Origin of the sequence: Pseudomonas sp. GD04058 (genome assembly GCF_029836855.1) — a bacterium.
Lineage (GTDB): Bacteria > Pseudomonadota > Gammaproteobacteria > Pseudomonadales > Pseudomonadaceae > Aquipseudomonas > Aquipseudomonas bharatica.
In genome coordinates, this window is record NZ_JAOECN010000001.1 from 184,201 (window position 1) to 210,808 (window position 26,608).

Genomic DNA, 26,608 nt, shown 5'->3' on the forward strand with positions numbered 1-26,608 from the left:
TCCTATCAGGCGTTACCTGGCTCAGCGTCGCCGTGATCGGCATCAGCTGCGCTAGGCAGACGAATCGGACGGACCGGAACGACGGTCGAGATTGCGTGTTTGTACACCATCTGGCTGACGGTGTTCTTCAGCAGGATAACGAATTGGTCGAAGGACTCGATGGTGCCTTGCAGCTTGATGCCGTTGACCAGATAGATCGAAACCCCGACTTTTTCCTTTCTCAAAGTATTCAAGTAAGGGTCTTGTAGCGAATGCCCTTTTGACATATGCCGCACTCCTGTAAGGATCAATAGTAAAAAAACAAGAAAACTGATGGCTCAAGCCGCCCCACCCCCAAGGATAGACGGCAATTTGCGGGATTCAGCCCAATATGGAGGCGCTCCCGAGGTATTTCAAGGTGCGAGACAGATTGTCGCAAGCCAGGCTGTCCAACCAATGAAGGCCGGCCCAACTGCGCAACCAGGTAAATTGCCGCTTCGCCAACTGGCGGGTGGCAATGATGCCGCGCTCCTGCATTTCAACTGAAGTCAGCTTGCCATCAAGGTGATCCCAGACCTGGCGATAACCAACTGCCCGTATAGACGGCAGTCCCGCGTGCAAGTCACTTCTCGCACGCAGCAATCGGACCTCGTCAATGAAGCCCTGTTCCAGCATTTGCGTGAATCTTGCTGCAATTCGCTCATGCAGAACCTGTCGGTCCTGCGGGGCGATGGCCAGGCTGGCGACAGTATAGGGCAATTGCCCTTGCCCAGAAGGGTCAGTGCTATTACTTTGCTCAGCTTGACGCAAACGATGTGACGTCATCGTTGAACCGCTCACCCGGTACACTTCGAGCGCACGGATCAGGCGCTGCGGATCATTCGGATGGATACGCGCCGCCGAGGCCGGATCGACCGCTGCCAGCTCGTCATGGAGTGCCTGCCAGCCCTGCCGCTGCGCCTGGGCTTCCAGGTCGGCGCGCACCTGCGGGTCGGCCGCCGGCATATCCGCCAGGCCTTCCAGCAGGGCCTTGTAATAAAGCATGGTGCCGCCCACCAGCAACGGAATCTTGCCCCTCGCGGTGATATCGGCCATGGCGTCGAGGGCATCGCGGCGGAAATCCGCAGCGGAATAGCTTTCTGCCGGGTCGAGGATGTCGATCAGACGATGGGGATGGGCCGCGAGGATGTCCTTCGACGGCTTGGCCGTGCCGATATCCATGCCGCGATAGATCAACGCCGAGTCGACGCTGATCAGTTCGCAGGGCAGCACCTTGGTCAGTTCGATGGCCAGGTCGGTCTTGCCCGCCGCGGTCGGGCCCATCAGGAATATCGCAGGAGGTTTCGACAACGCCATTCTTTCAACGACCGCGCAGGAACAGTTTGTCCAGGTCGTCCAGGCCCATCTGGGTCCAGGTCGGGCGACCATGGTTGCATTGGCCGCTGCGCTCGGTGTTTTCCATGTCGCGCAGCAGGCCGTTCATTTCCGGGATGGCCAGGCGCCGGTTGGCCCGCACCGCGCCGTGGCAGGCCATGGTGCCAAGCAATTCGTTCAGGTGCGCCTGGATCCGGTCGCTGGTGCCATATTCCATCAGGTCGGCGAGAACGTCCTGCACCAGGCGATTGGCCTCGGCCTGCTTGAGCAGCGCCGGGATCTGCCGGATCGCCAGGCTTTCCGGGCCCAGGCGCTGCAGTTCGAAGCCCAGGCGCTGGAACCACTGCGCATGCTCTTCGGCGCAATCCGCCTCGCGCTGGCTCAGGGCCAGGGACTCCGGCACCAGCAGCGGCTGGCCGCTCAGGCCTTCGCTGGCCATGGCGATCTTCAGGCGCTCGTACATGATCCGCTCATGGGCCGCGTGCATGTCCACCAGCACCAGGCCATGGGCGTTTTCGGCCAGGATATAGATGCCTTTCAGTTGCGCCAGGGCGTAGCCCAGCGGGGGAATGTCGCGCTCGCTTTCCGGCAGCGGCGTCGGTTGCGCGTTGGCCAGCGGCGAATAGAACTCGCGATAGACCTCGCGCGCCTCTTCGACCGGCACGCTGGCAGTCGGCCGCGGCGTGTAGTTGTATTGGTAACCGCTGCCGGCAGGGCTCGCCGAGGGCGCCGCGAGCGGCTGCTCCAGCACGGCAGCGGAAAGCCGCATCTCGCCCTGCGGCCCGAACTCCCCGGCCTGCAAGCCGGTAGCCCGGATGATTTCCTCGGTCGCCGCCGGTGCCGCCACCTGGTCGTCCGGCCGCACATCGGCCAGTGCTCGGTGCAGCGTGCCGTAGAGGAAGTCATGGACCATGCGTCCGTCGCGGAAGCGCACCTCATGCTTGGTCGGATGAACGTTGACATCGACGCCGGTCGGATCGAGTTCGAGGAACAGCACGAAAGTCGGGTGCCGACCATTGAACAGCACATCGCGGTACGCCTGGCGCACCGCGTGGGCGACCAGTTTGTCGCGCACCGCGCGGCCGTTCACGAAGAAATATTGCAGGTCCGCCTGGCTGCGCGAAAAGGTCGGCAACCCGACCCAGCCCCACAGGCGCAGGCCATTGCGTTCGATCTCGATCGGCAGCGCCTGCTCCAGGAACCCCGGCCCGCAGATCGCCCCGACACGCCGCGCCCGGGACAATTCGTCCGGCGCCTCGTGCAGGCTGAGAATGCTCTTGCCGTTATGACGCAGGTGGAACCCGACATCGAAGCGCGCCAGCGCCAGGCGCCGGATCACTTCCTGAAGATGGTCGAATTCGGTCTTCTCGGTCTTGAGGAACTTGCGTCGCGCCGGCGTATTGAAGAACAGGTCGCGCACTTCCACCGACGTGCCTACCGGATGGGCCGCGGGCTGCACCCGGGGCGCCATGTCGCGGCCTTCGGTTTCCACCTGCCAGGCTTGCTGGGCGTCGCGGGTGCGCGACGTCAGGGTCAGGCGCGCCACGGAACTGATCGACGCCAGGGCCTCGCCACGGAAGCCAAGGCTCATTACCCGCTCCAGGTCCTCGAGATCACGGATCTTGCTGGTGGCGTGACGCGCCAGTGCCAGCGGCAGGTCGTCGGAGGCGATACCGCTGCCGTCGTCGCGTACCTTGAGCAGCTTGACGCCGCCCTGCTCCACCTCGACATCGATGCGCCGGGCGCCGGAGTCGAGGCTGTTTTCCAGCAGTTCCTTGATCACCGAAGCCGGCCGCTCGACCACCTCGCCCGCGGCGATCTGGTTGGCAAGGCGCGGGCTGAGCAGCTCTATTCGCGAAGCGGAACTCATGGCTGGCCCGCCAGGGTAGTGGCGGGAATGTCGAGGTTCTGGCCGACCTTCAGCTCATCGCTCTTGAGGCTGTTGCTGCTGCGCAGGCTGGCGACGCTGACCTGGTAGCGCACGGCGATCATCGCCAGGGTCTCGCCCGGACGTACCGTGTGCTCGCGCGGGCCCTGGGCGATCTTGCCGTTGTCACGCAACCAGGCGATGTAGGTGCCTGGCGGCGGGTTCTGCTGGAAGAACTGCTTCACACCGCTGTGGATCGAGCGCGCCAGCGACTGCTGGTGGCTCGGCGTGGCCAGCTTGGCTGCTTCGGCGGCGTTGGAAATGAAGCCGGTTTCCACCAGGATCGACGGGATATCCGGCGACTTCAGCACCATGAATCCGGCCTGCTCGACCCGGCGCTTGTGCAGCGAGGTCACCCGGCCGATATTGCCCAGCACCTTCTGCCCCACGTTCAGGCTGGAGCTGAGGGACGCGGTCATCGACAGGTCGAGAAGCACGCCTGCGAGCATGCGGTCCTTGTCGTCGAGGCTGACGTTGCCGGCACCACCGATCAGGTCGGAGCGGTTCTCGCTGTCCGCCAGCCAGCGCGCGGTCTCGGACGTTGCGCCGCGATCGGACAGGGCGAATACCGACGCACCGAAGGCGGCCTTGGACGGCGCCGCATCGGCATGGATCGAGATGAACAGGTCGGCGCCCTTCTTGCGGGCGATCTCGGTGCGCTTGCGCAACGGGATGAAGTAGTCGCCGGTGCGGGTCAGTTCGGCGCGGAAGCCCTTCTCGGTATTGATCTGGCGCTGCAGTTCCTTGGCGATCTGCAGCACGATGTCTTTTTCGTGCTGGCCGCGGGAGCCCGAGGCACCCGGGTCTTCACCACCGTGACCGGCGTCGATGGCGATGACGATATCGCGCTTGCCGTTCGGCACGGGCGGCAGCTTGATCGCAGGCTGCGCCGGGGTAACCGGCACCGCAGGCGGCGTGGCGGCCGTGGCCGCCGGGGTCGGCGGCGTTGCCGGCGCCGACGCGGCGATGGCGTCGGCTTCCTGGTCGTACAGGTCTACCACCAGGCGGTTGCCATACTGTGCATTGGGCGCGAGCGTGAAGCTCTTCGGGGTGACCGCCTTGTTCAGGTCGATGACCACGCGCAGGTCGGTAGGCGTGCGCTGGGCCGAACGAACGGAAGTGATGGGGGTATTGGAAGTGGACGCGGTCAGCGGTGCGGCCAGGGTGGCGCCGTTGATATCGATGACCAGGCGATCCGGCGCGGTCAGGGTGAAGACGCTGTGTTCCACCGGACCGGACAGGTCGAAGACCAGCCGGGTGTTATCCGGCGCCCGCCACAGACGCATGCTCTTGACCTGCGAGGCCGCGAACGCCTCGGCGGTCACTGCCGTAAGCAGCAGTCCTACGACGGCAACCAGTGCGCGAAAGCGCATACCTTTCCCCATTTCTATTTGAATTCCACGGCCAGAGCGGCACACCAGGCTTCACCGCGAGCACCTTGCGGCGACAGGCTCAAGCACCGGCCGCCCGCTTGGGGGCTTATGGTAATGGTCAGGTCCGGCTTTGGCAAAATGCCCTCACCCTTGCCAGGCCACTCGAACAGGCACAGCGCGTCGCCCTCGAAATAGTCGCGAATCCCCATGAATTCCAGCTCTTCCGGATCGACCAGACGATAAAGGTCGAAGTGAAAAGCTCGGACTTCGCCAATCTCGTAGGGTTCCACAACTGTAAATGTAGGACTTTTCACCGCACCGGTATGTCCGAGGCCGCGAATGATGCCCCGGGACAGGGTGGTCTTGCCTGCGCCGAGGTCCCCTTCGAGAAAGATCACGCCATGACCTTGGGTCACCTGGGCGATACGCGCGCCGAAGTCGACCATGGCCTGCTCATCGGCCAGAAAAAGGGTTATGCCTGACACGCTGAATGCTCCTCCAACAACTGACGAATAGATGGCACCAGGTCGTGGGCCGCCAGCCCGCGCCCCTGGTCGCCAAGGCGCTCCCCGGCGCAAGCGTGCAACCAGACACCGAGGCAGGTGGCATCCCAGGCGCTCATTTCCTGGGCCAGCAGGGCACCGAGCACACCGCTCAGCACATCGCCCAGCCCCGCCCCTGCCATTGCCGGATGCCCGCGCTTGCACACGGCCAATTGGCCGTGTGGCTCGGCGATCAGGGTGCCGGCGCCCTTGAGCACGCACACCGCCGCATATTTGCGCGCCAGCTTGCGCGCCGCGCCGGGGCGGTCGGCCTGCACCGCCTCGGTGGAAATGCCCAGCAGGCGCGCGGCCTCGCCGGGATGCGGCGTGATGATGCTTCCGCGGACCAGGGCCATCGGCGACGAGGCCAACAGGTTCAGGGCATCGGCATCCCAGATCTGCGGCAGGCTCGAACTGGCTGCTGCCGACAGCAGGCTCCGCCCCCAGGCCGCCTGGCCGAGCCCGGGGCCGACCACCAGTACCGAAGCGCGCTCGATCGGTGCCATCAGTTGGTTCGCGGAATGCACGCCCAGGCTCATGACTTCGGGCAAACGGGCCAGGGCTGCCGGCACGTGTTCAGGACGGCTGGCCACGGAAACCAGCCCGGCACCGCAGCGCAACGCCGCTTCGGCGCCCAGCAGCACGGCGCCACCGGTGCCACGATCACCGCCAATCAGCAGGACATGGCCGAACTGCCCCTTGTGGGCATTGAAAGGGCGTGCAGGCAGGCTCGCCAGGACGTCTCGCGTCAGTACAAGCGGCTCGTGCGGGGGGTGTTTGGTCTGAGGCATGCGTCGTAGGGCTCCGATGTCTGGCAGAATTATACGCACCTGTCCTTTTATTGCCCTATTTCGCATGTCTGTCTCCTCCCTCGACCTCCCCGCCCTCGCCCGTTCGATCAAGGATTGGGGGCGTGAACTGGGCTTCGCCCACGTCGGCATCGCCGGCGTGGACCTGGCCGAGCACGAACAGCACCTCGAGCGCTGGCTGGCGGCCGGTTATCAGGGCGAAATGGACTACATGGGCGCACACGGCAGCAAGCGCTCCCATCCCGACGAACTGGTACCCGGCACCGTGCGGGTAGTCTCGCTACGCATGGACTACCTGCCCGGCGACACGCAGATGGCCCAGCGCCTGGCCCAGCCGGAACGGGCCTACATTTCCCGCTACGCCCTGGGCCGCGACTACCACAAGCTGGTGCGCAAGCGCGTGCAGCAACTGGCCGAGCGCATCCAGACGGCCATCGGCCCGTTCGGCTTCCGTGCCTTCGTCGACAGCGCGCCGGTACTGGAAAAGGCCATCGCCGAGCAGGCCGGCCTGGGCTGGATAGGCAAGAACACCCTGCTGCTCAACCGCAAGGCAGGCAGTTACTTCTTCCTCGCCGAGCTGTTCGTCGACCTCCCGCTGCCGGTGGACGAAGCCCAGGCCACCGAGCATTGCGGACGCTGCAGCGCCTGCCTGGACATCTGCCCGACCAACGCCTTCGTCGGCCCCTACGTGCTGGACGCGCGGCGCTGCATTTCCTACCTGACCATCGAGCTGAAAAACGCCATCCCCGAAGAACTGCGGTCGATGATCGGCAACCGTGTATTCGGTTGCGATGACTGCCAGATCGTCTGCCCCTGGAACCGCTTCGCCAAGGACACCGCGGAAAACGACTTCAAGCCGCGCCACGGCCTGGATAACGCCGGCCTGGCCGAGCTGTTCATGTGGGATGAGGAACGCTTCCTCGCCAGTACCGAGGGCTCGCCGCTCAGGCGCGCCGGCTACGAGCGCTGGCTACGCAACCTGGCGGTGGGCCTGGGCAATGCACCTTCGACCATACCGGTGCTGGAGGCCCTGAATGCACGCCGCGAGCATCCCTCGGAGCTGGTTCGCGAGCACGTGGAATGGGCGCTAAGGCAGCACGCCGAGCGTCAATGCTCGTCGTTGTAGTGGAACTTGGGCATTTCCCAGTGGAAGCGGATCGCCAGCAGGCGCAGGAGGAAGCCGCCGAAAAGGGTAATCAGGATCGATTGCTCGGCGGGCAGTTTCAGCCAGATGCAGCCCATGTAGCACCAGGCGGCAGCGAAGGAAACGCTGGCGTATAGCTCACGGCGGAACACCAGAGGGATGTCGTTGCAGAAAATGTCGCGCAGGATGCCGCCGAATACCCCGGTGACCACGCCACTGATGGACGCCACCAGCATGCCGTGCCCCAGCTCCAGGGCGGTCATGCAACCGATCAGGGTGAACGCCACCAGGCCCAGGGCGTCGAGTACCAGGAACAGCGAACGCAGATGGCGCATCAGCGGCGCGATGAAGATGGTCAGCAACGCGGCGACGCTGGTCAGCACCAGGTATTCCGGGTGCTTGACCCACGTCAGCGGATAATGGCCCAGCAACACATCGCGGACCGAACCACCGCCCAGCGCGGTAACGCAGGCAATCAGCACCACCCCGAACCAGTCCATACCGCGGCGGCCGGCGGACAGCGCGCCGGTCATGGCTTCGGCGGTGATCGCAATGAGGTAGAGCATCAGCAGCATGGTGCGGGTCCTGGCAGAAAGGCGCGCAGTCTAACCAGTTGCTGCTGGCACCAAAAGAGGGCACAAGACTTCTGTTGTTGCTGATGGCCTCATCGCTGGCAAGCCAGCTCCCACAGACACTGTGGGAGCTGGCTTGCCAGCGATGAGGCCGGATGCCACTACTCAGAACTTGATGAAGTGCTTGCGATAGTGCTGCAGCTCCGCAATCGACTCGCGAATATCATCCAGCGCCAGGTGCGTGCTGCCCTTCTTGAAGCCGTCCTTCACTTCCGGCGCCCAGCGGCCAGCCAGTTCCTTCAGGGTCGAGACATCCAGGTTGCGGTAGTGGAAGTAGTTTTCCAGCCCGCGCATATGGCGATACAGGAAGCGCCGATCCTGGCAGATGCTGTTGCCGCAGATCGGCGATTTGCCCTTCGGCACCCATTGTTCGAGGAAGGCGATGGTCCGGGCCTCGGCCTCGGCCATGTCGATCGTGCTCTCGCGCACGCGCTGAGTCAGGCCGGAAGCGCCGTGGGTCCGGGTATTCCAGTCGTCCATGCGTGCCAGGACTTCGTCGCTGTGGTGAATGGCGATCACCGGGCCTTCGGCCAGGGTGTTGAGATCGCTGTCGGTGACGATGGTCGCCATCTCGATGATGACGTCATGATCCGGGTCAAGACCGGTCATTTCCAAGTCGATCCAGATCAGGTTCTGTGGGTTTTGCATAAGTCGGGCTCCTCGGTAGCTGCGCAGTTTAGCCTAGTGGAGCGTGCTAAACTCGACGCCGTTTCAACATCCCCGCTTTAAATCGACGAGACCTTCATGGCCAAACGCCAGCTCAACCGTCGCCAGAATTGGCGCATCGAAAAAATCCAGGAAGAACGTGCCGCCCGCGCGGCCAAACGTGAGGAGCGCGCCCTGGAGGTGCTCGAAGGCGGGGATCTGGGGCCTGAACAGACGGGGCTGGTGATCGCCCACTTCGGTGTGCAGGTGGAGGTCGAGGCCGACGACGGCGCGGAGGCCGGCCAGGTCTTTCGCTGCCATCTGCGCGCCAACCTGCCAGCACTGGTGACCGGCGACCGCGTGGTCTGGCGCGCCGGCAACCAGGGTATCGGGGTGATCGTCGCGCAACTGCCGCGCAGCACCGAGCTGTGCCGCCCCGATAGCCGCGGCCAGCTCAAGCCGGTGGCGGCCAACGTCGATCTGATCGTTATCGTCTTCGCTCCGGCGCCGGAACCCCACGCCAACCTGATCGACCGCTACCTGGTGGCTGCCGAGCATGCCGGCATCCGGCCCCTGTTGCTGCTCAACAAGGCCGACCTGATCGATGAGCAGAATGCGCCGGCGCTCAACGCCCTGCTGGCCGTGTATCGCCAGTTGGGCTATCCGCTGCTGGAGGTTTCGGCCCATCACGGCAACGGCATGCAGCAGTTGCAGACGATGCTCGATAGCCATATCAGCGTGTTCGTCGGCCAGTCAGGGGTCGGCAAGTCGTCCTTGGTCAACAGCTTGCTGCCGGACGTGCAGACCCGGGTGGGCGAGCTCTCTGAATGGTCGGGCCAGGGCCAGCACACAACTACCACCGCGCGCCTGTACCACTTCCCCGGTGGTGGCGAATTGATCGACTCCCCTGGCATCCGTGAATTCGGCCTGGTGCACGTCAGCCGTGACGATGTCGAAGCGGGCTTCATCGAGTTCGCCGACCTGCTTGGCACCTGCCGCTTCCGCGACTGCAAGCACGACCGCGAACCTGGCTGTGCCCTGCTCAAGGCCCTGGAGGACGGGCGCATCCAGCAGCAGCGAATGAACAGCTACCGCTCGATCATCGCCAGTCTGCCCCAGGACACGTACTGATCGAACAAACGGCTTGTAGGCTTGATCTGTAGGACCGTTCATATGGAAACGTAGGACGGTTCTTTGTTTCAAGCCGTCTATTGCCGGGCTGAATGAATTCACTGATCGTCGCCGCTTTCACCAGAAAGGACGCCTCGTGATGCCTGTATTCATCAGCTACCGCCACCCGGATCGCCTCGACGCGTTCGTGATCAACGAACGGCTCAAGCTCGAAGGCATCAACACCTGCCTTGAATTGTTCGATCCGCAGGCCCGGCAGACCACCGATGACATCTGCACCCTGTTCAACACCAACATCAATGCCTGCACCCATATGATCACGGTCCTCGGCCAGGGCGGTACGGATGAGTGGTGGATCCCGTTCAGCCTCGGCAGCGCCACCCAGTTGAACCGGCGGCTGGCCTTCTACCAATGCGAAGGCAGCCTGCCAGGCTATCTGGAACGCTGGCCGATCCTGACGCGGCGCGAGCATATCGACCTGTTCGTCAGCGCCTACCACGACGAGCAGACGTTCCGCCGGGCCATCAGCAAGGATGCGGCCGAGACCAATCGCAACAATGCCGAGTTTTTCCATACCGACCTCAAGGCCCGCCTGCGCCGCGGTTTCTAAGGCAAACCGTGGCCGCTGCAAGAATTGGGCAACGATGGTGTCTGGACGGACCAATCGCTGGCAACGCCAGCTCCCACAAGGTCAGTGTCGAACACAAAATCTGCGGCTGGCTCGGAACCTGTGGGAGCTGGCTTGCCAGCGATGAGGCCGTCAGCCACTGCACCATGGAAAAGCCCGCCAGGATCGCTCCGGGCGGGCTTTTCATTACGGCCGGCCTACTGCTGCTTGCCGGGCTCATCCATCTTCAAGGTACCGTCCTCGAAAATGTTCAGCTTCTGCCGCAGTTCCTGCGGCTGCATCGGCTCCGGTTCAGCTGGCGCAGCAGCGCCCGGTGCCGTCGGCGTACCGTCCGGATTGGTCGCGGGGGCCTGCTGGCCATCAGGCGCCGACTGCTCACCCTCGATGGCGCGCTGGGCCTTCTTGGTCAGCACGACAATATCGATACGACGGTTCACCGGGTTCAGCGGGTGCTCGCGGTCGAACAGCGAGGACGAGGCATACCCCACCACCCGCGCCACCTGGCCGTCCGGGTAACCACCGGCGACCAGCGCGCGGCGGGCGGCATTGGCGCGGTTGGCCGAGAGTTCCCAGTTGCCGAACTCGCCGCTGCCGGAATAGGGCTTGGCATCGGTGTGGCCGCTGACACTGATCTTGTTCGGTACCGTCTTGATGGTGTCGGCCATGGCCAGCAGGATGTCCTCGAAATACGGTTTCAGCCGCGCACTGCCCAGGTCGAACATCGGCCGGTTCTCGGCATCGACGATCTGGATGCGCAAGCCGTCCTGGGTAATCTCGAAGAGAATCTGATCCTTGAACTTCTGCAATTCCGGGCTTTGCTCGACCTTGTTCTGCAGTTCCTGCAGGACCAGTTCGAGACGCTCGCGCTCCACCTGCTCGGCGAGGGTCTCGGCCTGTTCGGGGCTGACGATGCTGCTTTCAGGCGTCGTCTCGGCTTTTTGTTCCGGATTGATGGTCTTTTCCGGGGCCAGCTCGGGCGAGCCGCCCAGGTCGATGATGTAAGGCGTACCGCTCTCGGAGAACCCGATCGGATCCTTGAAGTAGCCGGCGATGGCTATCTTCTGTTCCGGCGTGGCCGTGGACAGCAGCCAGAGCACCAGGAAGAACGCCATCATCGCCGTGGCGAAGTCGGCGAAGGCGATCTTCCACGCACCGCCATGATGGCCGCCGCCGAAGCGCTTGACGCGCTTGATGATAATCGGCTGATTATTTTCCATGGATCAACGACCGCGGACCGCTTGTTCCAGCTCGACGAAGCTCGGGCGGTGCTTCGGATAGAGCACCTTGCGTCCGAACTCCACCGCCAGCGAAGGCGGCATGCCCGAGGCCGAAGCCACCAGGGAAGCCTTGATCGCTTCGTAGGTGTTCAACTCTTCCTTGGCATCGTGGGCCAGGGAGTTGGCCAGCGGGCCGAAGAAGCCGTAGGCCGCGAGAATACCGAAGAAGGTACCGACCAGCGCCGCACCTACGTGCAGGCCGATGGATTTCTGGTCGCCGTCACCAAGGGACGCCATGGTCACCACGATACCCAGTACCGCCGCCACGATACCGAAGCCGGGCATGCCGTCGGCGATGCCGGTCACGGCATGGGACGGGTGCTCCAGTTCTTCCTTCAGGCTCAGCAGTTCCATGTCGAACAGGCCTTCCAGCTCATGGGGTGCCATGTTGCCGGTGGACATGATGCGCAGGTAATCGCAGATGAACGCGGTCATGCGCTCGTCCTTCAGCACCGCCGGGTACTTGGCGAAGATCGGGCTGGCCGCGGCGTCCTCGATATCGCCCTCGATCGCCATCATGCCTTCGCGACGGCTCTTGTTGAGGATCTCGTAGACCAGGCCGAGCACTTCTATATAGAAGGCGTGGGAAAAGCGGCTGCTGAACATGCTCAGCGACTTTTTCACCACGTGCATGGTCATATAGCCAGGGTTGGCCTGCAGGAACGCACCGAAGGCAGCACCGCCGATGATCAGCACCTCGAAGGGCTGGATCAGGGCTGCGATCTTGCCGTGGGAGAGCACATATCCGCCTAGCACGCTCGCGAATACGACAATGATGCCGATAATTTTAGCCATAGATAGAAAGCACTTACTGTCGGGGTCTTGGGTGAGGACGGAAGTTAGTAAATCTCTTCTTCTACTTATCGGCAGTTCTGCGCCAGACTATAGCCAGTCAAGGCGAAAAGCCAGCTTGGCCCACTTCCAGCATGCTTAGTGAAACCATCGTGCCAACTACGAATCCGAAGACCCTCGACGCCTGGATCAAACTACTGGACGGTACCCATCTACCGGTCCCCTTCCACAACCATGACCGGGTGAAAACCGCCGTAGCGGACAGCCGCCGTTCGCTGCGCGATATTGCCGAAGTCATGCAGGATAGCCCGGCCCTGGTCCTTGGGGTGATGCGCGAGGCCAACCGGCACACCCACGCCACCATCGCCGAGCCGGCGGAGAACCTCGAGGTGGCCCTCAACCGCCTTGGCCTGGCCCGGGTCGATGCGTTGATGCAGCGCCTGACCGTCGCTCCCGTCGAGGAGATTCCCCTGGCCTTGCGCCAATTGCAGATGATCAGCCAGCACGCCAGCCAGCAGGCCAGTGGCCTGTTCGCCAGCCGTCTGGCGCGGCTCTGGCAGGACATCCACTGGGGCAGCCTGCTGTTTCTCTCGCCGTTGTGGCCGCTGGCCCTGACCCACCCGCAGTTGCTGGAAGAATGGGAAGTGCGCGTGGTCCATCGCGGCGAGTCGGCGCCGAAAGTCGAACGCGAGCTGTTCGGCGTGCGCCTGCTCGGCCTGTGCCAGGCACTCGCCGAATTCTGGCGCCTGCCCACCTGGGTCACCCAGGGCTATCGCCTGTTGCAGCAAGAGCGCCGCTCGCTGGCCAGGGTCATGCACATCGCCCGCGATCATAAAAGCCCGCTGCGCCAGCAACAGAAACTGGACGCCGACCCGGAGCTGCGCCGCTGGCTGAACCATCCGGCCAATACGGTGATGCTGGCCAACGGCGTGGCACTGGCAGCCCAGCACGCCTGGACCGGCGTACATATCCAGCGCTGGCAGCAGTTGATCAGCCTGTACCTGCAAGCGCCCGTGGAAGATGTCCAGGCGCAGAACCACCAGCAGGCCGCCGCCAGCGCGCGCAAGCACGCCCTGGAAGGGGTGTTCCATCCCGCGCAGATGCTGCTCTGGCCTGCCAATGCGCGCTACATTCCCCGTGGCATGCAGCAGGCAGCGACCCCGGACACCAAGGCCCTCGGCGATTGGCGCAAATACTGTGCCGAGCTGCTGACCGAACCGAGCCCGTTTTCCAACGCCATGCACCTGACCGGCTACGCCCGCGAAGCACTGCAGGCCTGCGGGATGAAGCGGGTGCTGCTGTTGATGAGCGACAAGACGCAAAGTTACCTGCGCGTCCATCAACTGGCCGGGCTGCCACAACAGGCGTCCAACCTCACCGTGGCGGTAGAACAGAGCAAATTGTTGCAACGCTTGCTGACCCGCTCGGCACAGTTGCGCCTGACTCCGCAGAACCATGCGCAATTCTCCGCCCTGCTCCCGGGTAGCCTGCGCGCGCTGTTCCGCGGCGAGCACCTGTTGCTGCGTTCGCTGTCGAACAACGGCAGGGTCATCATGGTGCTGATAGCCGACCAGGGCGGCGGCCCGTTCTCGGAAGTCAGCGTCGAGGCCTTCGCCAAAACCGCGCAATGCCTGGAGCGCGCCCTCGCCACCTTCAGCAACCGCAGCGCCTGACCCTGCGCTACAATCGCCACCCTCTGTTCCGCTCTGGAGTTCCTGGATGACTGACTTTTCCGGCTTGCCCCTGGTGATCGAACCGGCAGACCTGCAGCCGCGCCTCGCTTCGCCGGAGTTGATCCTGGTCGACCTGACCAGCGCCAACCGCTACGGCAGCGGCCATCTTCCCGGTGCCCGTTTCGTCGATCCCAAGCGCACGCAATTGGGTCAGCCACCGGCACCCGGCCTGGCTCCGGCCAAGGCCGAGCTGGAAAAGCTCTTTGCCGAGCTGGGCCATCGCGCCGACGCTACCTACGTGGTCTACGACGATGAAGGCGGCGGCTGGGCCGGGCGCTTCATCTGGCTGCTGGATGTGATCGGCCACAAGCGCTACCACTACCTCAATGGTGGCGTGCAGGCCTGGCCGGCCAATCTGCTCAGCACCGATGTCCCGGCCCCTGGCACCGCGCCGGTCAGCCTGGAACTGCACGACGAGCCCACCGCCACCCGCGAATACCTGCAAAGCCGCCTGGGCGCCGCCGACCTGGCGATCTGGGATGCGCGCAGCCCCGGCGAGTACCGCGGCGAGAAAGTCCTCGCCGCCAAGGGCGGGCACATCCCCGGCGCGGTCAACTTCGAGTGGACCGCCGGCATGGACCTGAACGACGCCCTGCGCATCCGCAAGGACATGCCGCAGATCCTCGAGCAGCTGGGTATCAGCAAGGACAAGGAAGTGGTCACCCACTGCCAGACTCACCACCGCTCGGGCTTCACCTACCTGGTGGCCAAGCACCTGGGCTACCCGAGGGTCAAGGCGTATGCCGGATCCTGGGGCGAATGGGGCAATCACCCGGACACGCCCGTCGAAGTTTAAGGAATCCCAATGAAATCCCGTTTGTTCATCATCAGCCAGTACCTGCTGCCCCACCACCTGCTCTCGCACCTGGCCGGCTGCGTCGCCGAGTGCCGCGTGCGCTGGTTCAAGAACGCCTTCACCGCCTGGTTCGCCAAGCGCTACCAGGTGGACATGTCCCAGGCCCTGGTGGAAGACCTCACCGCCTACGAGCACTTCAATGACTTCTTCACCCGCGCCCTGAAGCCTGGCGCGCGCCCGCTGGACCAAACCCCGGGGGCGATCCTCTGCCCCGCCGACGGCGCCATCAGCCAACTGGGCCCGATCGAGCACGGCCGCATCTTCCAGGCCAAGGGCCACAGCTACAGCGCCCAGGAACTGCTCGGCGGCGACCCGGCCAATGCCGCGCCGTTCATGGGTGGCGAGTTCGCCACCGTGTACCTGTCGCCGAAGGACTATCATCGCGTGCACATGCCGCTGGCCGGCACCCTGCGCGAGATGATCTACGTCCCCGGCCGCCTGTTCTCGGTGAACCAGACCACGGCGGAAAACGTCCCGGAACTGTTCGCCCGCAACGAGCGCGTGGTCTGCCTGTTCGATACCGAGCGCGGTCCGATGGCCGTGGTATTGGTGGGTGCGATGATCGTTGCCTCGATCGAAACGGTCTGGGCCGGCCTGGTAACGCCGCCGAAGCGCGAGCTGAAGACCTTCCGCTACGACGAGGCCTCGCGTACCCCGATCCACTTGGAGAAAGGTGCCGAACTGGGCCGCTTCAAACTGGGTTCGACCGCCATCGTGCTGTTCGGCCCCGATCAGGTGAAGTGGGCCGAGGGCCTTGGCGCCGGCTCGCCGGTGAGCATGGGCCAGGGCCTGGCCCTGCCGGCGGCTTCGCAAGCCTGAGACGCGTAACGCAAACCGCCCCCGATCAAGGGGGCGGTTGCTTTTAGGCTCTGTACGAAAAACCTTGAGACGAAGGTCAGGCGCCTTCGCGGTCGCGCATGCCCAGCAGGTAGAGCACGCCGTCGAGGCCAAGGGTGGAGATCGCCTGCCTGGCCGACTGGCGCACCAGCGGCTTGGCCCGGAACGCAACGCCCAGGCCGGCGATCGCCAGCATCGGCAGGTCGTTGGCGCCGTCGCCGACAGCGATGGTCTGCTCCATCTGCAGGCCTTCCTTGCGCGCCAGCTCGACCAGCAGATCGGCCTTGCGCTGGGCATCGACGATCGGCTCGATGGCAACGCCGGTCACTTTGCCGTCGACCACTTCCAGCTCGTTGGCGAACACGTAGTCGATGCCCAGCTTGGCCTGCAGTTGCTTGGCGAAATAGGTGAAGCCGCCGGAGAGGATGGCGGTCTTGTAGCCGAGGCGCTTGAGTTCGGCGAACAGGGTTTCGGCACCCTCGGTCAGGCGCAGCGAGGCGCCGATGTCGTCGAGCACCTTGACGTCCAGGCCCTTGAGCAACGCCAGGCGCTCCTTGAAGCTGGCGCGGAAGTCCAGTTCGCCGCGCATGGCGCGCTCGGTGATCTCCGACACCTGCTCGCCTACACCGGCCGCCTTGGCCAGTTCGTCGATCACCTCGGCCTCGATCAGCGTCGAGTCCATGTCGAACACCGCCAGGCGGCGGTTGCGGCGGAACAGCGAATCCTGCTGGAAGGCGATATCGACGTTGAGTTCCTGGGCCACGCTGAGGAACTCGGCACGCAGCGCCTGCGGATCGGCCGGCTCGCCACGCACGGAAAACTCGATGCAGCCCTTGCCCTGCTCCGCTGGCGTATCCAGCGCCACCCGGCCGGACAGGCGATCGATATGGTCGATGTTCAGGCCGTACCTGGCGGTGATCGAGCTGACACGCTGCAACTGCTCGGCGGTGACCTTGCGGGTGAGCAGGGTCACGATGTGCCGAGGCTTGCCCTGGTTGGCCACCCAGTTGCGGTAGTCGTCTTCCGACACCGGGGTGAAGCGCACCTGCTGGTTCAGTTCGTAACCGGTGAACAGCAGGTCCTTGAGCACCGAGGAAGCCTGCCCGGTGCCGGGAATCTCGACGAGAATACCGAACGACAGGGTGTCGTGGATCACCGCCTGGCCAATATCGAGGATGTTCACACCGCCACGGGCCAGAACGCCGGTAATGGCTGCGGTCAGGCCCGGACGGTCCTCACCGGTGATGTTGATCAAGACGATTTCGCGCAAGACGGGCTCCAGGACATGCAAAAAATGCGCATTCTACCGCCTTTTGCGGACCATCGGGCGCAGTCGATGCTTTGCCGTCTCAAGGCCGCTCGCTATACTGCGCAGCAATTTCTCCGTCATAAAGAGCCGCGCTCAGTGAACCGGCCCACGCCCGTCAAAACCGACAATTTCTTCCTGCTGATCTTCCGTGCCTTGCGTCAGCGTCGCGTGCCACTGGCACTGCGCATCGCCTGCCACAACATTTTCCTGGTTGCCCTGGCGCTGGTGATCTACGCCTGCGTGATGGGTTTGCAGTTCAAGGAAGCCATGCACGAGCAGGCCGATGCCCTGGGGCAGAGCCTGACCACCCAGACCGCGACCTCGGCCACCGAGTTGCTGGTGTCCAACGACATCCTCAGCCTCAACGTGCTGCTCGGCAACCTGGTGAAGAACCCGCTGGTGGCCCACGCCGCCATCTACAGCGTGGACAACCGCATCCTCGCCGAAGCCGGCCAGCGGCCGAAGAACAGCCTGCTGGGCGAGGCCGAAGGCCTGTACCAGACCAAGATCACATTCCAGGACGTCACTGCCGGGCAGTTGCGCATCAGCCTGGACATGAGCCAGTTCCAGCAGCCGATGACCATCAGCATGCAGAGCATGGGCATCCTTGCCGGTATCCTGCTGGCCCTGGCATTGACCATGAGCCTGCGTCTGGGGCGCTTCATCTCCACGCCTCTGCTGCAACTGCGGGTATGGCTGCGGGACCTGGACGAATACACGCCGGCCACCGAGCGCCAGGACGAGATCGGCGACCTTGCCCGCCAGCTGCATTCACGTTTCGCCCCGCCGCCGAAGCCGGTCGAGCCGGAGCCTGAAATCGAGGACGATTTCGAAGAGGAAGCCGAGCCGTTCGAGGTACGCGACCTGCGTGATCCGCACTTCGATGAAGCGCCCGCCGTGGTGCGTACGCCCAAGCGCGTGGTGGAAGCCGAAGAAGACGAGGACGACGACGCCTTTGCCGACCTGCGTGACGATGTCGCCCCGTCTCCCGGCCCGCTCGCCAACAAGTCCGCCGCCGCGCGCGAACCCGGCAAAAGCGCCGTGCTCGCCGTGCAGCTGGGCTCGCAGGAGCAACTCCGCCGCCTGCCCCGCGCACGCCTGACCGAGCTGCTGGAGCGCTACCGCGACTGCCTGGACCAGGCCGCCTCGCTGTACGAAGGCGAGGTGCAGACCCTCAACGATGGCAGCACCCTGTTGCTGTTCCACAGCCAGGACAGCGGCGACGACTACCTGACCAATGCCATCTGCTGCGGCGAGCTGCTCCGCGCCCTCGGCCATGCCTTGCAGGTGGAGGTGGCCGACAGCGGCATCACCCTGCAACTGCAACTGGGCCTCGCCCTGGGCGAAGACCTGCATGGCCTGAGCCAGATCGACCTGCTGCTGACCGAAAAGGCCCAGGATGCCCTGGCCCTTTCGCAGCACAGCCGCAACCTGCTGCTGGTGGAACGCAGGATCAGCGATGACGCGCTGATTCGCCAGCGTGCGCGGATTCGTCCGATTGCCAGTCCCGAGGGCGCCTGCTGCGTAGAGCGCTTGATGGAGCCTTATCCATCGATGCTGGAACGGCAACTGGCGCGCATGCATGAGCGCCAGGTGAAGAACTGATAGCTGCAATGCGGCCAGTGCGGGATCAAATCCCCGTACTGGCCTGTTGCAGCCCCGACTCCGGCACGCTCACCGCGGTTTCCGACCGCGGCGTACCTTCGGGCACCCAGTCGTAGTTCACCGGCAAGGCGCGGTACACCCAGTTGCTGATGGCCTCGCTGCCCGGTGCGTTGCCCAGGTAGGGGCTGACGTATTCCCAGACGATTTCGCCGCTGGCAGTGACCTGGAAGAAGCGCCCGTTCATGCCCTCGTCGATCAGCGTGTTGCCGTTGGGCAAACGCCGGGCGCTGCTGATGAACGAGCTGTAGAAGGCCCAACCCGGCTGCCGGGAATTGGCGGCGCTGTATTGCCAGACGATTTCATTCTTGATCGGGTCGATCTCCAGCACCCGGGAACCGGCGATCAGCCCCAGGGGCACCGAGGGGTACCCGGCGCTGCCCTGGTTGTCGAACACCAGCAGGTGGCCGGCCCCTGGCAAGCCGGCGGGAATGATGTGGGCGTCATGCTGGCCGACGAACTGGTCCACCGGGCGCGGCACCTTGGCTGCGGTCCTGGGGTTGATCGGCGCCAGGTTCGGCCCAAGGCGCCAGACCACCTTGCCGCTGTGCTTGTCGAGGATGGCGATGAAATTGGCGTTGCGCGAATCGATCAGCAGGTTGTCCGGGGCGAAGCGTTTGTCACCGCCGTCGAACCAGCGGTTGGGCCCCACTACGCTGAGGTTGTTGATGTGCAGGTAGTCCGGGTTGTCGGTGCCGTACACCAGCTTCAGTTGCGCCGGGGTAAAGCCGAACTCCCCGAGGTGCTCGGAGGCCAGCCACTGCCATTTGACCTGGCCGTCCGGGCTCACTTCATAGATTGCATCATCGATCACCTGTGGCACCTTGAACCCCGCCACCTTGTGCACCTTATTGGCCAGTACCAAGGTGTTGCCGTTGCTCAGGCGACGCTGGTCGTGGTGCTGCTGGGCAGCGCCACCCGGGGCCTGGTCGCCCCACTGCCAGAGCACCTTGCCGTTCCAGTCCAGCTCGCCGACGCTCTGGTTGCCCAGGCCGTTGCCGGCCGAGCCCAGGGGCCCGGGCTCCTTGTCCTTGAGTTGCAGCAGCACCCGGCCGCGCTCGCCGCCCACCAGTTGCGGATCGATGATCGCCGAGGGGAAACCGGCTTGCGGCCACTGCTTCACCTCGTTGCCGTTCATGTCGATCAGGTGGGTCTTTTTATCGGCGCCGCTGAAGATCACGTACTGGTTATAGGCCTTGGCCGGATCGTAGCGGGTCACGCCGGTGGGATAGACGCTGGGGGCGGCCTGCACCGCCGAAGCCAGCAGGGTGACGGTGATCAGCAAGGGTAAAGCGGATTTGACGCGCAGCATGGCGAGTACTCCTGTTCAGGTCGAAAGGCGCCGGCAGACCCGGCGCGAGGGGCGTGAAGCCGGGTTTCAGAAGTCGTAGCGGCCCGTTACGCCAAGCGTGCGCGGGGTGCCCGGCAGGCCTTCGTAACCGCCGTTGCCGGCGGTCCAGAGGGTGGTGTAGTAGGTCTTGTCGAAGGCGTTCTTCAGCCACAGCGAGACATCCCACTGGCCCTGTTCGTAGTTGCCGCGCAGGCCGGTGGAAAGGTTGACCACGGCGTAGCTGGGAATCTGCCCGTAGGCGGAATCTTCCACGGTGCCCACGGCCTTGGAACGGAAGGCGTAGCTGGCGGTGACGTACTCCTCCAGGCCGTTGTCCAGGTTCCATTTGTATTCGCCGTTGGCGTTGCCGATCCATTTCGAGGCGCCGACCACCTGGTGGCCGCTGAGGTCGCAGGAGGCCGGCGCTCCCGGACGCAGGCTGACTTCCGGCGGGCACGGCGCATCCTTGTAGGACAGGTAGCGCACGTCGTTATAGGAGCCGTTGATGTTCAGGGTCAGGCCGCGGATCGGCACCAGGGTGCTTTCCACTTCCACCCCGCGCGAGCGCACCGAACCGGCGTTGGTCAGGTATTGCACGCGGTTGGCGTTGTCGTAGGCATTGGTCTGGTAGCCGTTGACCTGGGTCCAGAACAGGTTGGCGTTGAGTTGCAGGCGACGATCCCAGAGGGTGCTCTTGAACCCCAGCTCGGCGTTGTTGGCGCGCTCGGTGCCGATCAGCAGCGAGTCGGCGCCGGCGGTCGGCGCCGAACCCACGACCAGGTTGACCCCGCCGGACTTCTCGCCGTGGGACAGGGTGGCGTAGCCCAGCAGGTCATCGGTGAAGCGGTAGCTGAGGTTGAGCAGGCCCGAAGGGCTGGTGCTGTACTGGTTGAGGTCGCCGGAATCATAGGCCCCGGCACGACCGCGACGGGCGTTGGCGGCGGCACCGGCCACCGCCGCGCCCCCCAGCGGCGCGTTGCGGCTGACCCAGGCGCTTTTTTCCTCGTAGGTGCCGCGCAGCCCGGCGGTGAAATCCAGGCGCTCGGTCAGGTGCCAGGTGCCCTGGCCGAACAGGGCGAAGCTGTTGGTCTGGATATGCCCGTTGCCGATGCTGGTGACGTTGCTCAGGGCACCGGCCGGGGTGCCGTTCCAGATATCCGCCTGGGGCCCGTAATAGGCGAAGGACTTGTTGTCCAGGTCGGAGCCGAAGTAGTAGGCCCCCAGCACGTAGTCGAAGGCGTCGCCAGTGGGCGAAGCCAGGCGGAATTCCTGCGACCACTGCTTGTCTTCCACCGAAACCCCGGCGTTGTAGGTAGCCGGCACATTGAGGCCGTCGTCGTTGCGCGGGGTGAAGTTCCACCAGCGGTAGGAACTGACCGAGGTCAGGGTGAAATCGCTAGGCAGAGTCCAGTTGGCCTCCAGGGACGTGCCGCCCTGGAACACCGTGACATGCTGGTCGTTGTCCAGGTTGACCTTGCGGTGCGAGCCGTTGACCAGTGTCGCACCGGCCGCCGCCGCGCGGGACTCGTAGACGTTGGTGCCGTTGATGGTCGGCCCGGTGCTGTACAGCACCCGGGTGCCGGCACTGGAGTCCTCTTCGTTGTAGTCACCGATCCAGCGCAGGTTGAAGCTTTCATTGGGCTTGTACAGCAGTTGCCCGCGAAAGCCCTGGCGCGATCCGCCGTTCAGGTCGTGGCCGTCGAACTCGTTCTTGATGTCGCCGTCACTGCGGGTGCGGTAGGCGGAAATACGCCCGGCCAGCTCATCACTCAGCGGCCCGGAAAGAGTGCCCTTGGTCTGGAAGTAGCCATCCTCGCCGAGGGAGGCCTCGATGCTGCGTTCCGGGGTAAAGCTCGGCGCGCGGGTGCTGATATTGATCACTCCGGCGGTGGTGTTCTTGCCGAACAGGGTGCCCTGGGGGCCGCGCAGCACTTCAAGTTGCTCGATGTCCATCAGGTCGAACACCGCCATGCCCGGCCGCCCCAGGTAGACGTTGTCGAGGTACAGCCCGACGCTGCCTTCCAGGCCATCGCTGGCCGGGTTGTTGCCCAGGCCGCGGATCGACACGCTGGACTGGCGCGCATGCATGTAGGCGACGTTGACGCTGGGCACCAACTGCTGCAGATCCTGAATGCGATACACCCGCTGGCTTTCCAGTGCCTGGCCGCCCACCACGCTCATGGGCGTAGGCACGTTCTGCGAGCTTTCCTCGCGGCGCCGCGCGGTCACGGTCACGGTCTGCAACTGACCATCGTCGGCCTTGGCCTTGCTGGCGCTGCTCTTGACCGGCGCGTTATCCGGCGCCTGGGCGTCTTCGGCCCAGGTCGGCGTCCAGCTTGCGCTGCCGGCCAACAACAGCGCCAGGGGCAGGCGTTTGAGCCGCCGGGGCGAGAGAGGTGAAGCGAGTGACAACGGGCTCATGAGCGGCTCCTGGCGGGAAAATATACGGCCCCGCATATTCCCTAAAGTTATTTATTTATGTTTTTACAAATATTTACTGCATAAGAGATTGCCTTTATAAGGAGTCGACCTAATGCATAGCCAATGCATTTCCCCGATATTTTTTTTGTGAAAAACGCATATCGACCTTCGCCAGCTCCGACACTTCATCGCCATCGCCGAACAGCGCAGCTTTGTTGCGGCTGCAGCGGCGGTAAACCTTTCGCAATCGGCCTTCAGCCGCAGCATCCAGGCCCTGGAACACAGCGTCGGTTGCCAGTTGGTGGATCGCGGACGCAAGGACCTGGCGCCAACCAAGCAGGGCCAGTTGCTGCTGGAGCACGCGCGCCGGCTGGTCAGCGGCGCCCAGCAGATGGCCAACGAGATCAGCCAGTTCAATGGCCTGGAGGCGGGGGAACTGCGTTTCGGCTGCGGCCCGGCGCCGGCCTCGGGATTGATCCCCCGGGCCATCGGCAGCTTTATCGGGCGCTACCCCAAGGCCCGGGTGCAGTTCCAGGTGGATGACTGGCAAAGCCTGAGCAAGCGCCTGCTCAGTGAAGAGTTCGAATTCTTCGTTGCCGACACCCGCCACTTCGAGGCCGACCCGGACTACCTGACCCAGCGCCTGCGCCCGCGCAAATGGCATTTCTGCTGCCGCGCCGGGCATCCGCTGGCCCAGCGCGACAGCGTCAGCGCCAGCGAACTGATGAGCTACCCGCTGGCGGTGACCATCCGCCCGCCGAATCTGCGCAAAGTCATCGTCGACCTGAGCGGCAAGCCGGACTTCACGCCCAATGTGGAGTGCGAGAACAGCTACAGCTTGCTGGGAGTGGTACTGCGCTCGGACGCCATCGGCATCGCCGGTTCCTACAGCGACGCGTTGCACAACGCCAAGGGCGAACTGGTGTGCCTGAAGGTCGATGGCCTGGCCGACGACCTGGAAGAGCTCTACACCCGCTACGGCATCGTCAGCCGCGCCGGCTACCGGCTGTCGCCCCTGGCAGCGGCAATGATCGACGAGATCAAGCGCACCGACGAGCAGGACGAGGAAGTACGCAGCCTGGACAACCTCGCGGTCTGAGCCGGCCTGCCAGCGCCGGCAGGCGCCGTGGAGCCACGGCCACGCATTGCATGAAACGCATCATGGCTATTCGGCAAATGCGCTTGCCGGAAGCCCCCGCCGAAGGCGAAAAACCTCGCCTGTCCTTCCTTCGGTGAATCTCATGTCCAATAGCCTTCCACCCGTGCGCAACGTGCTCTACATCATGTGCGACCAACTGCGTCGGGATTACCTCTCGTGCTACGGCCACCCGCACCTGCACACCCCGAACATCGATCGCCTGGCCGCAGCCGGGGTGCGCTTCAGCCGCGCCTATACCCAGGGCACCATCTGCGGCCCGTCGCGCATGTCGGCCTACACCGGGCGTTACGTCAGCAGCCATCAGGTGGCCTGGAACGCCGTGCCCCTGCCCCTGGAAGAACTGACCCTGGGCGACTACCTGCGGCCCCACGGCATCCGCACCGCGCTGGTGGGCAAGACCCACGCCACACCCAACCTCGACGCCCTGCAACGCCTGGCCATCGATCCCGACAGCGCCCAGGCCGAGGCGCTCAACGAGGTCGGCTTCGAACCCTACCTGCGTCACGACGGCATCTACCCCGACGACCCGATCTTCGACGATAAGCGCGATGCCGCGCCCTACACCCACTACCTGCGCGGGCTCGGCTACGACGGGGTCAACCCCTGGCACGACTGGGCCAACGCCGGGGCCGGCGAGCAGGGGCAGATCCTCAGCGGCTGGAAGATGCGCAACGCCCACCTGCCGGCCCGGGTCGCCGAGGAACACTCGGAAACCGTCTACACCACCGACCGCGCCATCGCGTTCATAAACGAGCAGGGCGAGCAGCCCTGGTGCCTGCACCTGTCCTACATCAAGCCGCACTGGCCCTACATCGCGCCGGCGCCTTACCACGCCCTGTATGGCCCCGACCAGGTCATCCCGGCGGTGCGCGCCGCACCCGGGCAGCTCAGCGACCACCCGGTCTACCACGCCTTCCGCCAGCATGAAGAGAGCCTGAATTTTTCCCGGGATGAAGTGCGCCTGAACGTGGTGCCGACCTACATGGGCCTGATCAAGCAGGTGGACGACCAACTGGGCCGGCTGCTGGATCTACTGCAGAGCAACGGCCGTTGGGACGACACCCTGATCGTCTTCACCAGCGACCACGGCGACTTCCTCGGCGACCACTACCTGGGAGAGAAGGAGTTCCTGCTGGAGCCGGCGGTGGGCGTGCCACTGATTGTCCGCGACCCGCGGGCGGCAGCGGACAACAGCCGTGGCAGTGTGGACGAGCGCCTGGTGGAAACCATCGACGCCCTGCCGACTTTCCTCGATGCCCTGGGCCTGCCGGGCGCCGAACACCGTCTGGAGGGCCGCTCGCTGATCCCGCTGCTGCACGGTGCGACACCGGACTGGCGCCGCTACGCCATCAGCGAATACGACTATGCCTTCCAGGCCCCGGCCCGGGAGCGCCTGGGCCAGCCCATCGACCGTTGCCGCATGACCATGGTGCGCAGCGAGCGCTGGAAGTACCTGGCCTATGACGGCTTGCGTCCACAGCTGTTCGACCTGGACAACGATCCCCATGAACTCCATGACCTGGGAGCCGACCCGGCCTATGCCGCCGTGCGTGAAGAGCACCTGGGGTATCTGCTGGAGTGGCTGCGCGGCCTGAAGCGCCGCACCACCATCAGCCATGAAGAGATCGACCTGCGCGGCCAGCGTTTCCGCTATGGCGAACCGGAAAGCGAAAAGCTGGTGCAGATCGGCGTGTGGTAAGCCGAACCGCCCTGTGGGGGTTCACCCGCGATTGCGGTGGTGACTTCATCATAGCAATCGCGGGTAAACCCACAGTGACCGTGTCGGGCACAAAACCTGCGGCTGGCCAAGGAACCTGCGGGACCGGGTTCACCCGCGATTACTCTCGTGGCCGCACCACCGCAATCGCTGGCTAGCTCCCACAGTGACCGTGTCGGGCACAAAACCTGCGGCTGGCCGAGGAACCTGTGGGAGCTGGCTTGCCAGCGATAGCAATAGTGGCCACACCACCGCAATCGCGGGTAAACCCCCACAGGGTACGCGTCGTGCCTTGAAACTGTTCTCTGCTCGACAGCGCAGCCTGAAGGCCGGGCGCCCCCCCCCACAAGCTCCTCACAAATCAAAGAGTCAAAGGGCTTCCGGGTCAAAGGCCCTTGATGGTCTGGCTGCGCTGGCCGTGGACACCCACCGGGACGTCGCCCTTGAGGGTCACGCGGCGTACGATACGGTCCTGGGTGCCATAGTCGTCCACGGCGTAATGCTGGGTCGAGCGGTTGTCCCAGATCGCCACGTCACCGGCGCTCCAGCGCCAGCGCACGGTGTTTTCCAGGCGGGTCACATGGCTTTGCAGCAGGTTGAACAGGTGCGCCGAATCGGCCTGGGAATAGCCCTTGATGCGCTTGACGAAATGCCCCAGCACCAGGCTCTTTTCGCCACTCTCCGGGTGCACCCGGACGATCGGGTGCTCGGTCTCGTACACCGTGGAGGTGAAGACCTTGCGGTAGCGCTCCAGCTTCTGCGCCGAAACGTCGGGCTTGGCCCCGGCGTAGTCGTACTCGTTGCTGTGCACCGCCCAGAGTCGATCCGCCAGCTCGCGCAGTTCTGCCGGGAGTTCGTTGTACGCCGTGGCGGTGTTGGCCCACACGGTGTCGCCACCGGAGGCCGGGGCCACCACCGAACGCAGGATCGAGGCTTTCGGGTAGGCATCGACGAAGGTCACGTCGGTGTGCCAGGAGTTGGCCCGCTGGCCTTCGGCACCGTCCAGCTCCAGCAGGTAGCGGGTGCCGTCACGCACCGGCACGGTGGGGTGGGCCACCGGCTCGCCCAGCAGTTGCGAGAAGGCTTCCTGGCTCTGGTCGTCGAGATGACCCTGGCCACGGAAGAAGATCACCTTGTATTGCACCAGCGCCTGCTGGATGGCGTCCACGGTGGCGGCGTCCAGTTCGCCGGACAGTTGCACGCCACGGATCTCGGCGCCGATGCGACCGGCCACCGGGTGGATATCAAGGGCATGGACAGCGGGTTCAACGGCTAGGACGGCATTGCTCATCAGATACACCCTCATCGACTGCTTGCGGTTGGAACCGCCG

The 26,608-nt window shown here is 64.4% G+C and carries 23 protein-coding genes; 9 read left to right on the forward strand and 14 right to left on the reverse strand.

What is annotated here, in order from left to right; all coding sequences use genetic code 11:
* Positions 1-5: 5 nt before the first annotated feature.
* The 6 genes from hfq to N7650_RS00815 all read right to left on the reverse strand — a co-directional run bounded on the left by hfq (position 6) and on the right by N7650_RS00815 (position 5,986).
* Positions 6-266: an RNA chaperone Hfq gene (hfq, locus tag N7650_RS00790; RefSeq protein ID WP_009399549.1), complete on the reverse strand. Its 261-nt coding sequence runs from the start codon at positions 264-266 to the stop codon at positions 6-8.
* 94 nt (positions 267-360) lie between these two features.
* A complete protein-coding gene (miaA, locus tag N7650_RS00795; protein WP_279896550.1) occupies positions 361-1,335 on the reverse strand; it encodes a tRNA (adenosine(37)-N6)-dimethylallyltransferase MiaA in 975 nt (324 codons plus the stop codon).
* Between the two features lie 4 nt (positions 1,336-1,339).
* Positions 1,340-3,223 carry a DNA mismatch repair endonuclease MutL gene (gene mutL, locus N7650_RS00800; RefSeq protein ID WP_279896553.1) on the reverse strand — a complete coding sequence of 628 codons (1,884 nt, stop codon included), beginning with the start codon at positions 3,221-3,223 and terminating at the stop codon, positions 1,340-1,342.
* Entirely contained in the window at positions 3,220-4,665 is a 1,446-nt protein-coding gene (locus tag N7650_RS00805) for an N-acetylmuramoyl-L-alanine amidase (RefSeq protein WP_279896555.1), read from the reverse strand. Before N7650_RS00805 ends, mutL begins: the two co-directional genes overlap by 4 nt.
* A gap of 2 nt (positions 4,666-4,667) precedes the next feature.
* A complete protein-coding gene (tsaE, locus tag N7650_RS00810) occupies positions 4,668-5,138 on the reverse strand; it encodes a tRNA (adenosine(37)-N6)-threonylcarbamoyltransferase complex ATPase subunit type 1 TsaE (protein ID WP_064301515.1) in 471 nt (156 codons plus the stop codon).
* Positions 5,126-5,986: an NAD(P)H-hydrate dehydratase gene (locus N7650_RS00815; protein ID WP_279896557.1), complete on the reverse strand. Its 861-nt coding sequence runs from the start codon at positions 5,984-5,986 to the stop codon at positions 5,126-5,128. Before N7650_RS00815 ends, tsaE begins: the two co-directional genes overlap by 13 nt.
* Positions 5,987-6,050: 64 nt before the next feature.
* Here N7650_RS00815 and queG point away from each other — a divergent pair, with 64 nt between their 5' ends.
* Positions 6,051-7,130, forward strand: coding sequence for a tRNA epoxyqueuosine(34) reductase QueG (gene queG / locus N7650_RS00820; RefSeq protein WP_279896559.1), 1,080 nt, complete (start codon positions 6,051-6,053; stop codon positions 7,128-7,130).
* Here the strand turns inward: queG and N7650_RS00825 are convergent.
* Both N7650_RS00825 and orn read right to left on the reverse strand, forming a co-directional pair.
* Entirely contained in the window at positions 7,112-7,723 is a 612-nt protein-coding gene (locus N7650_RS00825) for a trimeric intracellular cation channel family protein (RefSeq protein WP_009399542.1), read from the reverse strand. The genes queG and N7650_RS00825 overlap by 19 nt on opposite strands.
* A gap of 162 nt (positions 7,724-7,885) precedes the next feature.
* Positions 7,886-8,428, reverse strand: coding sequence for an oligoribonuclease (gene orn, locus N7650_RS00830; RefSeq protein WP_009399541.1), 543 nt, complete (start codon positions 8,426-8,428; stop codon positions 7,886-7,888).
* Between the two features lie 96 nt (positions 8,429-8,524).
* Here orn and rsgA point away from each other — a divergent pair, with 96 nt between their 5' ends.
* Positions 8,525-9,556, forward strand: coding sequence for a small ribosomal subunit biogenesis GTPase RsgA (rsgA, locus tag N7650_RS00835; RefSeq protein WP_279896562.1), 1,032 nt, complete (start codon positions 8,525-8,527; stop codon positions 9,554-9,556).
* A 139-nt stretch (positions 9,557-9,695) separates the two neighbouring features.
* Positions 9,696-10,166, forward strand: coding sequence for a TIR domain-containing protein (locus tag N7650_RS00840; RefSeq protein ID WP_009399539.1), 471 nt, complete (start codon positions 9,696-9,698; stop codon positions 10,164-10,166).
* 215 nt (positions 10,167-10,381) lie between these two features.
* Here the strand turns inward: N7650_RS00840 and motB are convergent, their stop codons facing one another.
* Both motB and motA read right to left on the reverse strand, forming a co-directional pair.
* Positions 10,382-11,401 carry a flagellar motor protein MotB gene (motB, locus tag N7650_RS00845; RefSeq protein ID WP_279896565.1) on the reverse strand — a complete coding sequence of 340 codons (1,020 nt, stop codon included), beginning with the start codon at positions 11,399-11,401 and terminating at the stop codon, positions 10,382-10,384.
* Between the two features lie 3 nt (positions 11,402-11,404).
* Positions 11,405-12,256, reverse strand: a complete 852-nt coding sequence (gene motA, locus N7650_RS00850; RefSeq protein ID WP_009399537.1) for a flagellar motor stator protein MotA — start codon at positions 12,254-12,256, stop codon at positions 11,405-11,407.
* Positions 12,257-12,387: 131 nt separating this feature from the next.
* On the opposite strand from motA, the gene N7650_RS00855 reads away from it, so the two are divergent.
* From N7650_RS00855 to asd, 3 genes are read left to right on the forward strand one after another with little or no spacing between them, the layout of a single operon-like run.
* A complete protein-coding gene (locus N7650_RS00855) occupies positions 12,388-13,926 on the forward strand; it encodes an HDOD domain-containing protein (RefSeq protein ID WP_279896568.1) in 1,539 nt (512 codons plus the stop codon).
* 46 nt (positions 13,927-13,972) lie between these two features.
* On the forward strand, positions 13,973-14,782 hold the full coding sequence (locus N7650_RS00860) for a rhodanese-like domain-containing protein (protein ID WP_009399535.1): 810 nt from the start codon (positions 13,973-13,975) through the stop codon (positions 14,780-14,782).
* A gap of 3 nt (positions 14,783-14,785) precedes the next feature.
* Positions 14,786-15,661, forward strand: coding sequence for an archaetidylserine decarboxylase (gene asd / locus N7650_RS00865; protein ID WP_279896785.1), 876 nt, complete (start codon positions 14,786-14,788; stop codon positions 15,659-15,661).
* Between the two features lie 76 nt (positions 15,662-15,737).
* Here the strand turns inward: asd and serB are convergent, their stop codons facing one another.
* Complete coding sequence (gene serB / locus N7650_RS00870; RefSeq protein WP_064301507.1) at positions 15,738-16,949, reverse strand: phosphoserine phosphatase SerB; 1,212 nt, start codon at positions 16,947-16,949, stop codon at positions 15,738-15,740.
* 135 nt (positions 16,950-17,084) lie between these two features.
* Here serB and N7650_RS00875 point away from each other — a divergent pair, with 135 nt between their 5' ends.
* Positions 17,085-18,593, forward strand: a complete 1,509-nt coding sequence (locus N7650_RS00875) for a HAMP domain-containing protein (protein ID WP_009399532.1) — start codon at positions 17,085-17,087, stop codon at positions 18,591-18,593.
* A gap of 25 nt (positions 18,594-18,618) precedes the next feature.
* Here N7650_RS00875 and N7650_RS00880 read toward each other — a convergent pair whose 3' ends face one another.
* Positions 18,619-19,962 (reverse strand): aryl-sulfate sulfotransferase, encoded by a 1,344-nt coding sequence (locus N7650_RS00880; RefSeq protein ID WP_279896573.1) that lies wholly within the window; start codon positions 19,960-19,962, stop codon positions 18,619-18,621.
* A 66-nt stretch (positions 19,963-20,028) separates the two neighbouring features.
* The gene (locus N7650_RS00885) at positions 20,029-22,401 is read right to left on the reverse strand and encodes a TonB-dependent receptor (protein ID WP_279896574.1); all 2,373 of its coding nucleotides are present in this window, start codon (positions 22,399-22,401) and stop codon (positions 20,029-20,031) included.
* 160 nt (positions 22,402-22,561) lie between these two features.
* Here N7650_RS00885 and N7650_RS00890 point away from each other — a divergent pair, with 160 nt between their 5' ends.
* Positions 22,562-23,500, forward strand: coding sequence for a LysR family transcriptional regulator (locus N7650_RS00890; RefSeq protein ID WP_279896787.1), 939 nt, complete (start codon positions 22,562-22,564; stop codon positions 23,498-23,500).
* Between the two features lie 142 nt (positions 23,501-23,642).
* Positions 23,643-25,259: an alkaline phosphatase family protein gene (locus N7650_RS00895; protein WP_279896576.1), complete on the forward strand. Its 1,617-nt coding sequence runs from the start codon at positions 23,643-23,645 to the stop codon at positions 25,257-25,259.
* Positions 25,260-25,662: 403 nt separating this feature from the next.
* On the opposite strand, the gene N7650_RS00900 is transcribed toward N7650_RS00895, so the two are convergent.
* Positions 25,663-26,568: a TauD/TfdA family dioxygenase gene (locus N7650_RS00900; protein ID WP_009399527.1), complete on the reverse strand. Its 906-nt coding sequence runs from the start codon at positions 26,566-26,568 to the stop codon at positions 25,663-25,665.
* Positions 26,569-26,608 lie beyond the last annotated feature (40 nt).

Bases quoted from the DNA above. Each gene is read 5' to 3' on its own strand.
- hfq (WP_009399549.1), bottom strand. From the start codon at position 266: ATGTCAAAAGGGCATTCGCTACAAGACCCTTACTTGAATACTTTGAGA.
- miaA (WP_279896550.1), bottom strand. From the start codon at position 1,335: ATGGCGTTGTCGAAACCTCCTGCGATATTCCTGATGGGCCCGACCGCG.
- mutL (WP_279896553.1), bottom strand. From the start codon at position 3,223: ATGAGTTCCGCTTCGCGAATAGAGCTGCTCAGCCCGCGCCTTGCCAAC.
- N7650_RS00805 (WP_279896555.1), bottom strand. From the start codon at position 4,665: ATGGGGAAAGGTATGCGCTTTCGCGCACTGGTTGCCGTCGTAGGACTG.
- N7650_RS00815 (WP_279896557.1), bottom strand. From the start codon at position 5,986: ATGCCTCAGACCAAACACCCCCCGCACGAGCCGCTTGTACTGACGCGA.
- queG (WP_279896559.1), top strand. From the start codon at position 6,051: ATGTCTGTCTCCTCCCTCGACCTCCCCGCCCTCGCCCGTTCGATCAAG.
- N7650_RS00825 (WP_009399542.1), bottom strand. From the start codon at position 7,723: ATGCTGCTGATGCTCTACCTCATTGCGATCACCGCCGAAGCCATGACC.
- orn (WP_009399541.1), bottom strand. From the start codon at position 8,428: ATGCAAAACCCACAGAACCTGATCTGGATCGACTTGGAAATGACCGGT.
- rsgA (WP_279896562.1), top strand. From the start codon at position 8,525: ATGGCCAAACGCCAGCTCAACCGTCGCCAGAATTGGCGCATCGAAAAA.
- N7650_RS00840 (WP_009399539.1), top strand. From the start codon at position 9,696: ATGCCTGTATTCATCAGCTACCGCCACCCGGATCGCCTCGACGCGTTC.
- motB (WP_279896565.1), bottom strand. From the start codon at position 11,401: ATGGAAAATAATCAGCCGATTATCATCAAGCGCGTCAAGCGCTTCGGC.
- motA (WP_009399537.1), bottom strand. From the start codon at position 12,256: ATGGCTAAAATTATCGGCATCATTGTCGTATTCGCGAGCGTGCTAGGC.
- N7650_RS00855 (WP_279896568.1), top strand. From the start codon at position 12,388: ATGCTTAGTGAAACCATCGTGCCAACTACGAATCCGAAGACCCTCGAC.
- N7650_RS00860 (WP_009399535.1), top strand. From the start codon at position 13,973: ATGACTGACTTTTCCGGCTTGCCCCTGGTGATCGAACCGGCAGACCTG.
- N7650_RS00880 (WP_279896573.1), bottom strand. From the start codon at position 19,962: ATGCTGCGCGTCAAATCCGCTTTACCCTTGCTGATCACCGTCACCCTG.
- N7650_RS00885 (WP_279896574.1), bottom strand. From the start codon at position 22,401: ATGAGCCCGTTGTCACTCGCTTCACCTCTCTCGCCCCGGCGGCTCAAA.
- N7650_RS00895 (WP_279896576.1), top strand. From the start codon at position 23,643: ATGTCCAATAGCCTTCCACCCGTGCGCAACGTGCTCTACATCATGTGC.
- N7650_RS00900 (WP_009399527.1), bottom strand. From the start codon at position 26,568: ATGAGCAATGCCGTCCTAGCCGTTGAACCCGCTGTCCATGCCCTTGAT.